General features: G+C 73.3%; 8 protein-coding genes, 1 tRNA gene and 1 pseudogene. 2 read left to right on the forward strand and 8 right to left on the reverse strand.

Annotated elements, in window-relative coordinates; translation table 11 throughout:
* Nucleotides 1-1,030 precede the first annotated feature (1,030 nt).
* Complete coding sequence (locus AC5K6T_RS29310; RefSeq protein WP_493213830.1) at nt 1,031-1,549, forward strand: hypothetical protein; 519 nt, start codon at nt 1,031-1,033, stop codon at nt 1,547-1,549.
* A gap of 231 nt (nt 1,550-1,780) precedes the next feature.
* Here AC5K6T_RS29310 and AC5K6T_RS29315 read toward each other — a convergent pair.
* The 7 genes from AC5K6T_RS29315 to galU all read right to left on the reverse strand — a co-directional run bounded on the left by AC5K6T_RS29315 (nt 1,781) and on the right by galU (nt 8,171).
* Nucleotides 1,781-1,854 (reverse strand) — tRNA-Ala (locus AC5K6T_RS29315).
* Between the two features lie 159 nt (nt 1,855-2,013).
* Nucleotides 2,014-3,417 carry a divisome protein SepX/GlpR gene (sepX, locus tag AC5K6T_RS29320; protein WP_493213832.1) on the reverse strand — a complete coding sequence of 468 codons (1,404 nt, stop codon included), beginning with the start codon at nt 3,415-3,417 and terminating at the stop codon, nt 2,014-2,016.
* A gap of 187 nt (nt 3,418-3,604) precedes the next feature.
* Nucleotides 3,605-4,261 carry a GNAT family N-acetyltransferase gene (locus AC5K6T_RS29325; protein ID WP_493213834.1) on the reverse strand — a complete coding sequence of 219 codons (657 nt, stop codon included), beginning with the start codon at nt 4,259-4,261 and terminating at the stop codon, nt 3,605-3,607.
* A gap of 17 nt (nt 4,262-4,278) precedes the next feature.
* Nucleotides 4,279-4,806, reverse strand: a complete 528-nt coding sequence (locus AC5K6T_RS29330) for a MogA/MoaB family molybdenum cofactor biosynthesis protein (protein WP_493214292.1) — start codon at nt 4,804-4,806, stop codon at nt 4,279-4,281.
* A complete protein-coding gene (gene moaC, locus AC5K6T_RS29335) occupies nt 4,791-5,270 on the reverse strand; it encodes a cyclic pyranopterin monophosphate synthase MoaC (protein ID WP_493213836.1) in 480 nt (159 codons plus the stop codon). Before moaC ends, AC5K6T_RS29330 begins: the two co-directional genes overlap by 16 nt.
* Nucleotides 5,271-5,941: 671 nt before the next feature.
* Nucleotides 5,942-7,264 carry a molybdotransferase-like divisome protein Glp gene (gene glp, locus AC5K6T_RS29340; protein ID WP_493213838.1) on the reverse strand — a complete coding sequence of 441 codons (1,323 nt, stop codon included), beginning with the start codon at nt 7,262-7,264 and terminating at the stop codon, nt 5,942-5,944.
* Nucleotides 7,265-7,268: 4 nt separating this feature from the next.
* Entirely contained in the window at nt 7,269-8,171 is a 903-nt protein-coding gene (gene galU / locus AC5K6T_RS29345) for a UTP--glucose-1-phosphate uridylyltransferase GalU (RefSeq protein ID WP_493213840.1), read from the reverse strand.
* Between the two features lie 298 nt (nt 8,172-8,469).
* Between galU and AC5K6T_RS29350 the strand changes: the two are divergent.
* Nucleotides 8,470-9,057, forward strand: a pseudogene (locus tag AC5K6T_RS29350) (5-formyltetrahydrofolate cyclo-ligase); the annotation flags it as partial.
* Between the two features lie 284 nt (nt 9,058-9,341).
* Here AC5K6T_RS29350 and AC5K6T_RS29355 read toward each other — a convergent pair.
* Entirely contained in the window at nt 9,342-12,290 is a 2,949-nt protein-coding gene (locus tag AC5K6T_RS29355) for a penicillin acylase family protein (protein ID WP_493213842.1), read from the reverse strand.
* Nucleotides 12,291-12,520 lie beyond the last annotated feature (230 nt).

Here is a 12,520-nt window from a genome sequence, read left to right on the forward strand (position 1 = left end):
GCACCTGGCTGGGCATCCCGGCCGAGGCACCGACGACGGCGCGGGAGTGCATCGCTGCGAGCCGTCGCCTCTACCGGGGCTTCGACCGCATCACCACCGTCCTCGACCCGGCCCGCTGCGACCGCCGCTCCCGCCTGCCCCAGGACATCGCCGACGCCTACGCGGACGCCTGGGACGTCCCCTCGGGCCGACGGGCCGCCGAGCGGCTCCAACAACTGGCCAACCAGTTGGTCCTGGCTCCGGTCCTCCTCGCGAAGGAGCGCGGGCACCTGCGCGGCTGGCGCGGGGACGTGGGCGTGGACGCCACCTCCATCCCTGTTCTGGCCCGTCCCGCCAGCGACCGCACCCCGACCGCGCCCGTGGAAATCACCGCGGGCTGGCACTACAGCGGCGGCTCCGGGGAGGGCACCTTCGGCTATCGCGCGAGCTTCGTCGTCGCAGCCCACCGCCGCCGCCCCGGCGAGAAGGCCGGCAAGCCGACCGCCTACCCGCAGATGTGCGTCGGCCTGGTGCTCGACACTCCTAGTGTCCGCATCGGTCTAGTGTCCGCATCGGCCGCAACGCAGTCCTCGCACTCCAGGAACTCGGCGCCCTCGGGCTGCCCATCGGCACCTGCGCGGCCGACCGCGCCCACACCGGATGCTCCCCCGGGAACTTCCAGATACCCGTACGCCGACTCGGCTACCGCCCCGCCCTGGATTACAAGGTCGAGGACCGGGGCCCCAGGGCAGTTGGGCGGGCGCCTTGCTCGCCGACGGCTCCCCGGCATGCCCTCTCATGCCCGCCGCACTCGTCCACGTCACAAAGGGCCCGGACGACAAAACCGTACGCGAACTCCGCGACAACCAGCAGCTCACCGAACACATCGCCGCCCGCGAGCCGCACTACCTCAAGACCGAACAAGGGCCCGACGCCCGAGGCGCCGTCCGCCTCCAATGCCCGGCCTCGGGACCGTCGCCGTCGGTGAACTGCGCACACCGTGACCGGCTCCGCCCCCCGCACACCCCTCACCCCGGGCCCGCCCTCTGCAGTGGTCGACTTCAGCGACAGCCGCAAACGCGCCGCACACCCCTCCGCCCGGCCTACCGTCGAACTCCCTCAGGACGAATGGCTCGCCCCGCCACCGGCGGACGAACTGCCCCGCGTCTGCGGCAAGTCCGACATCACCGTCCCCACCGACGCCGCCGGCGACCTCAAGACCGCCAAGTTCCGGCAGGACAGCCACTACCTGTCCGACGACTGGATTGCCGTCTACAAGCCCATCCGATCCCACAAAGAGGGAATCCACGGGCGCCTCAAGAGCGACGAACTCGACATCGGCAACCCCAAACACCGCCCGGCACGAGGCCAGGTCGCCCAGACGCTCCTGGTCGCTCTCATGGTCACCGCCGGAAACCTCGACATCCTCGAAACCTGGCTCTACCAGCGCACCGGCGCCCAACTCACCAACGCTGTCTTCGATAACGCCGATCCCCAGCCACCAGCATGCCCGGAGACGGAACCACCCGCGCAAGCCGGACGACCACCACCATCCACCACAAATCGCTGAACAGGGAAAAGAACACAAAACTGCAGCCAGCCCCCGGGGTGCCCGGGGCTGGCTGTGATGCACGCAACGAGCCGAGACTGAGCGGTGGCACGGCTACACTGACGGACCGCCGCCATCAATCACCCCGAACAGGCTCGAACAGACCCCAGAAACGACGAAGATCCCGCACGATCATCGTGATCGCCGGGATCTCGTCAACCGACCCTGAGCGAACTCAAGAACGGCTGTGCGTGGACCTGTGGGGATTTGAACCCCAGACCCCCTCGATGCGAACGAGGTGCGCTACCGGACTGCGCCACAGGCCCTTGCAACGAGTGAAACTCTAGCATCCCCGTCGCCGTGCTTGAAAATCCGTTCCCGGGCGGCCGGCCGGCCGGGTCCGCCGGCGGGGAGCGGCCCGGGACGGGGCCTCACCTGGGGCGGTGCGCATCCGGCCGGCGGGTGCCGCCCGGGCGGGCGGGGCGCTACTCGTTGGCGGCGCGCGGCCGGCCGTCGCCGCCGTCCGCGTACCGGTCGCGCCGGTCGCGCTGGTCGTACTGGTCGAACAGAGGGGTGCGGCCCCGTTCGCGCGAGCGGCGCGCTGACGCGGCCCGGCGCGCGTCGCTGCGGCCGTCGCCGTCGGGCCCGTCCGCCGCGGTGGCGGCCGCAGCGCCCGTACCGTCCTCGGCGCGGGCGTCAGCGGCCGGTCCGGCGGGGGCCTCGTCCTTGTCCGGGGCCTCCCCGACGGCGCTCGACCGTGCCGAGCTCCAGGCGTCCGGCGCCCCGAGGTCGACGTCCGCCGTGGCGCGCGGTGCTACCGGCGCGGTCACGTAGGTCGGCAGCGGCACCGGCACCGGGTCCCAGCTGTCGCCCCGCCCCGGACGGCGCTGCCGCTCCCGCTGCTGGTCGACCCACTCCGCGTGGTCGGTCTGCTCCACCAGCGCCCGCCGGTCCGCGGCGAGCGCCGACATCCCAGGGTCCACGTCGGACTCACCCCCTTCGTCGGGCTCCTCGGCGTCCTCGGCCACCGCCTCCGTGACGGCGGCCCGGCGCGGCTGACGCGCCCTCTCGCGCAGGCGCTGGGCGGCGACCTCGGCCCGGCGGCGGTCCATCTGGTAGGCGAACCGGCGCCGCTCCTGCGTGCGCAGGTAGGCGATGTACACGCTGAGCAGCACGGCGGGCGCGGCCGGCGCCCAGAGCAGGGCGAGGCCGCCCACGGCGGCGGCGACGGCCCCCGCGGTGAACGCCAGGAAGAGCATCACGGTGGTGCGCCGGCGGCGTGCCAGCACCTTCGAGCGCTGGGCGCGCGCGGCGGCGGCGTTCGCGCCGGGTGCGCGCCGGGCACCCGGAACGGGCCTGCGCGCCGGAGCCGGGCCGGACCCGGTGCGCCGGGGCGGGGCGGGCTCGGCCCCGCGGGGGGCGGCGGGCTCGGCGCCCCGGCCGACGGCGGGTTCGGCGCCGCGGGGGGCGGCGGGTTCGGCGCCGCGGGGGGCGGCGGGGGGCTGGGCGCGGCCGGAGGTGCCGGAGGGGGCGCCCGGGGCGGCCGGGGCGTTCGCGGGGGCGCCGCCCTGCTCCCGTCCGGGGGCGCCCGGCGCCGGGGAGACCGGCTGCGGGCGGGTCGGGGGCATGGCGAAGGCCCGGACGTCCACCGAGTCGGCGGTCGCGTCCGGGGCGTCGGTGACGGGCTCCGCCGGGTCGGCGGTGCGCGCCCGGTCCCTGGCGTACCGGCGCTCCATGCCCGCCCGTCCGGACAGCAGTCGGATGGCGGTGCTGAAGCGTTCCGTCGGACGGGCCTCGTTCAGCTCGTCCTGCCTACGGAGCCACATCGGCACCAAGTAGGCGGCCCAGGCCCCGACGATGACTGCGTAGATGAGGCCGCTGCTGCTCACGCCTCACACCGTAGAGGGGTTTGCGCGAGGCCATCCGCCAATTGAGCCGGTGTGTCGCACGATCTGGCTGATATTTCGAACTTTTCTTGTGACCGATGCGATCAACAGCCCTCACAGAGCGCGAATTGATTGCCTCCGGCCGGTCAGAGGGCGGCGAATATCGAACACTTATTCCATTTCCGGAAAACTAAGCGGGATTCCCCTGGGTGTTGCGGCGGTCCGGGGGCGCCCCGTGCTCGTCACGCGCCGTGTCGCTGGTGCGCCTGCGCCGCCAGCGGTTCGCCAGCCCGTCGGGGACCTCCTCGGCGGTCAGTGCGAAGACCAGATGGTCGCGCCAGGCGCCGTCGATGTGGAGATAGCGGGGACGCAGTCCCTCCTCGCGGAATCCCAGTTTCTCCACGACCCGCCGGCTGGGTGTGTTCTCGGGGCGAATACACACCTCGATGCGGTGCAGCCCGACACTGCGGAAACAGTGGTCCACGACGAGCGCGACCGCCGTCGGCATCACTCCGCGGCCGGCCACCGCCTCGTCCACCCAGTAGCCGATATGGCCCGAGCACATCGATCCCCAGGTGATCCCGGCGACGGTCAGCTGCCCCACCAGCCGCCCCTGGTACTCGATCACGAACGGCAGCATGCGGCCCGAGCCCGCCTCCGACCGCAGGTGCCGCACCATCTGCCGGTAGGTGGGGCGGTGGGTGACCGGCCCGCTGGGCGTGGGGGGCGGAAGGGTCGCCTCCCAGGGGCGCAGCCAGTCCCGGTTGCGCCGGTTCACCTCACGCCACGCCCGCTGGTCGCGCAGCTTTATCGGCCGGAGGACGACGTCGCCGTCCGCCAGCACCACGGGCCAGGACGGGCTGTTCAGCTCGCACCCCCACTGCCGGGGACGGGTCTCGGGTGGTCCCCGCCGCGGATCTGGTCGACGGCGTGCGTCAGCAGGGGCTCCAGCACGGCGAGGCCGTCCTTCACCCCTCCGGAGGAACCCGGCAGATTGACGATCAGGGTCCCGCGCGCCACCCCGGCCAGCCCCCGGGAGAGAGCGGCCGTCGGCACCTTCTCCCGCCCGAACGCCCGGATCGCCTCCGCGATGCCCGGCACCTCGCGGTCGATGACCTCACGGGTGGCCTCCGGGGTGCGGTCGGTGGGTGAGATCCCGGTCCCGCCGGTGGTGACGACGACGTCGTACCCGGCGTCCACCGCGGCCCGCAGCGCCGCCCGCACGGGGTCTCCGTCGGGCACGACCTGCGGCCCGTCGACGGTGAGGCCGAGTGCGGCGAGACCGGCCGCGACCAGCGGGCCGCCCCGGTCCTCGTACACTCCGGCGGCGGCCCGGTTGGAGGCGGTCACGACCAGCGCGCGGTACGCCCCGGCGCTCACGCCCGGCTCCAGTCGCCCGACTTGCCGCCCGTCTTCTCCTCCACCCGTACGTCCGTGATGACCGCTCCCTTGTCGACCGCCTTGACCATGTCGATCACGGTGAGCGCGGCGACGGACACCGCGGTGAGGGCCTCCATCTCGACGCCCGTGCGGTCCGTCGTCCGCACCGTGGCGGTGATCTCCACGGCGTCGTCCGCGACCGACAGGTCCAGTGTCACACCGGACACCGACAACGGATGGCACAGCGGGATGAGCTCCGGAGTGCGTTTGGCGCCCATGATGCCCGCGATCCGCGCCGTGGCCAGGGCGTCCCCCTTCGGCACGCCCTCACCGCGCAGCAGTTCCACCACCCGGGGTGCGACGAGGACACGGCCGCTCGCGCGCGCGGTGCGCGCGGTCACGTCCTTGCCGGATACGTCGACCATGCGGGCGGCACCCGCCTCGTCGAGGTGCGTCAGTCGGCCTTGCGTGCTCATGGTGTGTGGCGCTCCCGGTCCGGGCCCGTCGCGGTGCGGCGCACGGGCCTGTTGTGCGCGACACGGTACCGCCAAGTCGGCTCGCCGGGTGGCGCAGGATGCCGGGGACGGTCGGACGGTCGGACGGGCCGTGCGGCGGCCGGTCCGCCGGTGCCCCGGGCCGACGGCATGCGCGCGGGCGCCCGGGTGTGCGGCCGTCGTCGGCTCGGCGGCCGCGGGGCGGCACGCGCACGTACGGCGCGCCCGGGTGCCGCACCGTTCCTCCCCGGTACGGCGGCATGCCGTCGCCCGCAGCACAGAGCGCCGTCGCCCATCCCGGCGCTCTCCTCGCCGGGGCCGCACCGGCCGGCACGGACGGAGGCGGGCCGCCGGGCCTCCGTGCCGGACGCACGGGCGGGTACGGACCACCGACAGCCCCGGCGGGCGGCCCCTGCAGACTCGGCGACCGCGGGGCGGCGCGCGCGGGCGGGCCCGCCGCTGCCGCCGGGACAGCACAGCGCGCTGTCACCGGGCCGGGCGCTCTCCTCGCCGGGGCCGCACCGGCCGGCACCGACGGAGGCGGGCCGCCGGCCTCCGTGCCGGACGCACGGGCGGGTACGGGCCGCCGACAGCCCCGGCGGGCGGCCCCTGCGCGTGCCCGGCCCGCGCACGTGCCCGGCGGGACGGCTCGGTCAGCCGAGCAGGACGACCTCGACCTCGGTGCCCGGCTCGACGGACTCCACGTCCTCCGGCACCACGATCAGCGCGTCGGCGTGGGCGAGCGCCGCCACCAGGTGGGAGCCGGCCCCGCCGACCGCGCGTACGGCGCCGTCCGCGTACGTCCCGCGCAGGAACTGCCGGCGGCCCTTGGGCGAGCTCAGCGCCCGGTCACCGGCGAGGACGGCGCGGACGCGCGGCCGGTGCACGTCGGCGAGGCCCATGAGGGCGCGGATCGCCGGCCGCACGAACAGCTCGAAGGAGACGTAGGAGGAGACCGGGTTGCCGGGCAGCGCCAGCAGGGGGGTGTGGTCGGGACCGATCGAGCCGAACCCCTGCGGCTTGCCGGGCTGCATGGCGAGCTTGCGGAACTCGATGCCGCTGCCCGCCTCGTCCTCGTCCCCGACGTGCGAGAGGGCCTCCTTGACGACGTCGTAGGCGCCGACGCTGACTCCGCCGGTGGTGACCATCAGGTCGGCGCGCACCAGCTGGTCCTCGACCGTGGTGCGCAGGGTGTCGGCGTCGTCGGCGACGGCGCCCACCCGGTAGGCGATGGCACCGGCGTCGCGGGCCGCCGCGGTCAGGGCGAAGCTGTTGGAGTCGTAGATCTGACCGCTGCCCAGCTCCTCGTCCGGCTGGACGAGTTCGCTGCCGGTGGAGAGCACCACCACGCGCGGGCGGGGCCGCACCCGGACGGTGCCGCGGCCGATCGCGGCGAGCAGCGCGATCTGCGGCGGTCCGAGGACGGTGCCCGCCTCCAGGGCGCACACACCGGCCTGGACGTCGCTGCCCCGGGCGCGCACGTGCGCCCGTGCCTCGGCCGGACGGAACACCTGGACCTGCCCGCCGGCGCCCTCCGGGGCGTGACGCCGGGCGCGCATCGCGGCCGCCGGGCCCTCGCCGAGGCCGCCGTCGGTCCACTCGACCGGGACGACGGTCTCCGCGCCCGGCGGCAGCGGGGCCCCGGTCATGATGCGGGCGGCCTGGCCGGGGCCGACGTGCAGCGGATCGGCCGCGCCCGCGGCCACGTCCCCGACGACCTCCAGGACGGCCGGGAACTCCTCGCTCGCGCCCGCGACATCGGCGACCCGTACCGCGTACCCGTCCATGGAGCTGTTGTCGAACGGCGGCAGCGGGGCCGGCACCGTGACGTCGTCGACCAGGACGCAGCCCTGCGCGTCCAGCAACTGCAGCTCGATGGGTTCGAGGGGGCGTACGGTCGCGAGGATGTCCTCCAGGTGTTCGTCCACCGACCACAGCGGGTCCTGGCCGGCGGTGCGGGGCGCGGCGGTGCTCACAGTGCTACATCTCCTCGGTGACGTAACGGCGAAGCCAGGACCGGAAGTCCGGTCCCAGGTCTTCACGTTCGCACGCGAGTCTGACAATGGCACGCAGGTAGTCACCGCGGTCACCGGTGTCATAGCGGCGGCCCTTGAAGACGACACCGTGCACCGGTCCGCCGACCTTCTCGTCCTGGGCGAGCTGCTGCAGGGCGTCGGTGAGCTGGATCTCGCCGCCGCGGCCGGGCTCGGTCCGGCGCAGTATGTCGAAGACGTGCGGGTCGAGGACGTAGCGGCCGATGATCGCGTAGTTGGAGGGGGCGTCCGCCACGTCGGGCTTCTCGACCAGGCCGTTGACCTTGACCACGTCGCCGTCGGCGGTCGTCTCCACGGCCGCGCAGCCGTAGAGGTGGATCTGCTCGGGCTCGACCTCCATCAGCGCCACGACGCTGCCGCCGTGCTGCTCCCGCACGTCGATCATGCGCTGGAGCAGCGGGTCGCGCGGGTCGATCAGGTCGTCGCCGAGAAGCACCGCGAACGGCTCGTCACCGACGTGCGGGGCGGCGCAGAGCACCGCGTGACCGAGTCCCCTGGGGTCACCCTGGCGTACGTAGTGCATGGTCGCCAGGTCGCTGGACTCCTGCACCTTGGCCAGGCGCGCGGCGTCGCCCTTCTTCCCCAGGGCGGACTCGAGCTCGTAGTTGCGGTCGAAGTGGTCCTCCAGGGGGCGCTTGTTGCGGCCCGTGATCATGAGGACGTCGTCGAGGCCCGCGGACACGGCCTCCTCGACCACGTACTGGATGGCCGGCTTGTCGACCACCGGCAGCATCTCCTTGGGGGTGGCCTTGGTGGCCGGCAGGAACCGGGTACCGAGACCTGCCGCGGGGATGACAGCCTTGCTGATCCTGGGGTGGGACTGAGTCATGCCCGCCACCCTATCCGGTGCCTTTGTGGGGGATCTGTGGCTCCGGTTAATTGGCTCTCATATGAACGTATTGGAGCCGGAACAGGAGGAAACCATGGGGCAGTTCGCGGACCGGGCCGAGGACCCGAACCGCAGCCGGAACGCCGCGGCGAAGGACGGCCCGGAGCGCGGCCCGGCGGACGATCCGGAGCACGGCACGGAGCACGGCCCGACGGACGATCCGACGGACGGCCCGAAGGACGGCCCCAAGGACGGTCCGACGGACGGCCCGAAGGACAGCCCGAAGGACGGCCCGAAGGACAGTGACAAGCGAAGCTTGCGACGAGAGATCCTCGCGGTGAGGAACAGGTTGCCGGAAGATGTCGTCCGGGGCGCGGCGGTGCTGCTCGCCGAGCGGGCCCTGGGGCTGCCCGAGCTGGCGCGCGCCCGCACGGTGGCGGCGTACGTGTCCGTGGGCGCCGAGCCCGGCACCCTCGCGCTCCTGGACGCGCTGCGCGCGCGGGGGGTGCGGGTGCTGCTGCCCGCCCTGCTCCCCGACAACGACCTCGACTGGGGCGCCTACGAGGGCGAGGCCTCGCTCGCGCGCGTGCGGCACGGCGGGAAGATGGCTCTGCTGGAGCCGTCCGGGCCGCGCCTGGGCCCCGAGGCCGTCGCCGCCGCCGACGCGGTCCTGCTGCCCGGCCTCGCCGTGGACGCGCGCGGGATGCGGCTGGGCCGCGGCGGCGGCTCGTACGACCGCGTGCTCGCCCGGCTGCGGCGCGCGCAGGCCGGGCCGGCGCTCGTGGTGCTGCTGTACGACACGGAGGTCGTCGAACGCGTCCCTGCCGAGGAGCACGACCTGCCGGTGCACGCGGTGGTGACCCCGTCGGGCGTACGTCGCTTCTGACCCGGCGTACGCCCTGGAGCGCACGCTTCGCGGGGCACGGGAGAGGCCGGAGCACAGGAGAGGCCGGAGCACGGGAGAGGCCGGAGCACAGGAGAGGCCGGGGCGGCCGGCGCCGGGCCGACGGGCAGCAGACGGCCCCTTGAACCCAAGGTGTCCGGGCGGGGCCGCCGGGGGCCCGGGCGGGGCCGGGGCGGGCCGTGCGCGGGACGGCCCTCCTCGCGCGTGTGGAGGGCCGTCCCGTCCGCGGGGGCGGGGGCGGCGTCAGCCGGCGGTACCGCCGCGGGTCACGGCGTCAGGACCAGGGTGTCGTCGGTCCCCGCGTCGACCGCCTTCCGGGTGAAGGCCCAGGGCAGCAGCTCGCCCTCGGCCCACTTGTCGGTCTGGTCGGTGTAGTGGGAGTTGTAGGCGTGCCCGGAGGCGCCGGTGAGGTTGATCCAGCGGGACTTGTCGAGGTCGGCGAGGTTCACCACCATGCGCATCGACGGGACCCAGACCACGCCGTAGCCGCCCGCCGCGTTCCAGCCGGTGGCGTTGACCGCGGCCTCGCCGCCGCCGAGCCGCCAGGGGCCGCGGTTGAGCATGCGCTGCAGGAACCCGGGGCCGGCGGTGCCGAGCGTCTGGTTCTTCAGGAACAGCCGGTGCAGCCGGCCCCAGCTCCAGGTGTCGATGTCCTTGCCGAGCTTGGCGGTCAGCTCCCAGCGGGCGTCGATCATGGCGCGCCTGAACAGCTCGTCGCGGTTGTCGGCGCCGGGGCGCCGGGTCCCGGACTGGGGTGTGCTCCACCACTCGCTGTCCTGGTCGTCCAGGAGGTTGCGCACCACCTCGAACCAGCGGTCGCCGCCGTCCGGCTGGGCCTGGTCGGCGTCGCGCTGCCCGCACTCGCGGACCCTGCGGTTCTCGTCGGCGGGGCCGGTGGTGCCGGTCGGCTCGACCCACAGGCACTGGCCCTTGACGCGCAGCTCCTTGGGGAGCTTGTTGCCGAAGGCGAGCTTGAGGATGTTGCGCCAGGTCGCGTTGAAGTACGCGGCCGCGGCGGAGTCGGCGTCCTGGGTGTAGTCCCAGCCCTCCAGGAGCTTCTGCGCCTGACGGATGTCCGGGTCGCCGACGTCGATCTTCAGCAGCTGCGGCACGAGCAGCTTGGCGATCTCGCTGCTGTTGTCGAGCTGCATCTGCCGCATGTCGTCGGGGGAGACCTTGCCGCCGCCCTTGATCTTGGACTCGATCAGGTCGTCGATGCGCTGGCTGCGGGTGCCGTAGCCCCAGTCCGTGGTGAGCGTGTACGGGTAGTCGGCCTGGTCGACGACGGCCTGGTTGGCGGTGACGATGTATCCGCGCGCCGGGTCGTACTCGTAGGGCAGCTCGTCCTTCTCGATGAAGCCCTTCCAGCGGTAGGCGGAGTCCCAGCCGGGCGCCGGGACCGACCCGTCGTGGCCCTTCGCCCGCGTGGGGATCTTCCCCGGCAGGGTGTAGCCGATGTGGTTCTTCGTGTCCGCGTAGACCAGGTTCTGCGAGGGGACGTCGAACAGCGCGGCCGCGGCACGGAAGTCGTCCCAGTCGGCGGCCCGGTCCATGGCGAAGACGGCGTCCATGGACGTGCCGGCGTCCAGCGCCGTCCAGCGCAGGGCGATGCCGTAGCCGTCGCCGCGGTCGGGGGCGGCGGTGTCCACGGTGGCCTTGCGGCCGGCCTTGACCAGTTCGTCGGACCGGTCGGACAGCAGCGGGCCGTTGTCGGTCTCGCGGACCACGATCGTCTTGGCGGTGCCGCCGGCGACCTCGATGGTCTCCTCGCGTGTGGTGAACGGCTTGACCTTGCCGTCGAGCAGGTAGCCGTCACCGGTGAGCTTCTCCAGGTAGAGGTCGGTGACGTCCACGCCGGAGTTGGTCATGCCCCAGGCGATGTCCTTGTTGTGGCCGATGATCACACCGGGCAGCCCGGCGAACGTGTAGCCGCTGACGTCGAACTGGCACGAGCCGGAGAGGGAGCGGCAGTGCAGGCCCATCTGGTACCAGACGGAGGGCAGCGACGCCGACAGGTGCGGGTCGTTCGCCAGGAGCGGCTTTCCGGTGATGGTGTGGCCGCCGCCGACGACCCAGGAGTTCGAGCCGATGCCGTTGCCGTTGACGCCGACGGCCTCGGGGATGCCGTCGAGGACGCCGTAGAGGCCCGAGAGCTGGGCCTGCAGGGCCGTGCCGTCCGCGGCGGCCTGTGAACCGGTGGCGCTGCCGTCCGCGACGCCGTCCGCGACGCCGTCCGACGTCCCGTCCGACGTGCCGTCCGCGAGGCCGGTGGCACCGGTCGCCCCCGGTGCGCCCGTGCCGGTTCCGGTTCCGGTGCCGGTTCCGGCTCCCGTACCCGTGCCGTCGGTGGCACCCGACGGGTCCGTGCCGCTGCCTCCGGTGCCGTCGCCGGTCCCGCCTCCGGTGCCGTCGCCGGTCCCGCCTCCGGTCCCGCCGAACGTGCCGGTCAGCTCGTCGTACTGGCCCTCCTGCACGATCGCCCGGTGGCGGTCGTACGGGTAGCGCGGGTAGAGGTCGGCGATCTGCCGCGGCCCGAGGCGGCTGGTCATCAGGGCGCGGTCGATCTCGTCCTGCATGTTGCCGCGCAGGTCCCAGGCCATCGCCTTCAGCCAGGCGACGGAGTCGACCGGGGTCCACTCGGCGGGCCGGTAGTCGTTGGCGAATCCCAGGGCGGCGTACTCCAGGGAGATGTCCGCGCCGTCCCTGCCCGCCAGGTAGGCGTTGACCCCCTTGGCGTACGCCCGGAGGTACTTCTTGGTGGAGGCCGACAGCGTGGTGTCGTACTCCTTCTTCGCCACCCGGTCCCAGCCCAGGGTGCGCAGGAACTCGTCGTTCTCGATCTGGTCCTCGCCGAACATCTCCGACAGGCGGCCGGAGGTCAGATGGCGGCGCACGTCCATCTCGTAGAACCGGTCCTGCGCCTGGACGAAGCCCTGCGCCATGAACAGGTCCTCGTCGGAGGACGCGTAGATCTGCGGGATGCCGTTGCCGTCGCGCTTGACGTCGACGGGACCGGACAGGCCGTCCAGGGTGATGCTGCCCTTGGTCTGCGGGAACGAGGCGCGCACCGTACTGACCGACCAGTACGCCCCGAAGGCGACGCCGCCGACGACGGCCAGCACCAGCACGAGCACGAGCAGACGGGCTTTGCGCCCCTTCTTCCGTCCGGACGTGCCGGGCTTCTGACCCGTTGAGGCGGTGGTGTTGGGGGGCATCGCTGTCCTTGCTGTCCTAACGCGAGCGGCAGGTCGGGCTGTGACTTTGAATGAGCGCTGGAGCAACCATAGGCGCAGGGCCCGGGACGCCATGACGCGGAGTCGGAATCCGGCACGGACGGCTGTTCGATCCCCTACGGCAGAATGTCAAGAAAGCGTCAAGAGTTAGATAAGGTAACGAAGTAGTCGGATGCGGGGTGCCGCCCCCTCGTGTCCGATGTACGTGAGTG

The organism is Streptomyces sp. B8-7, assembly GCF_058833805.1.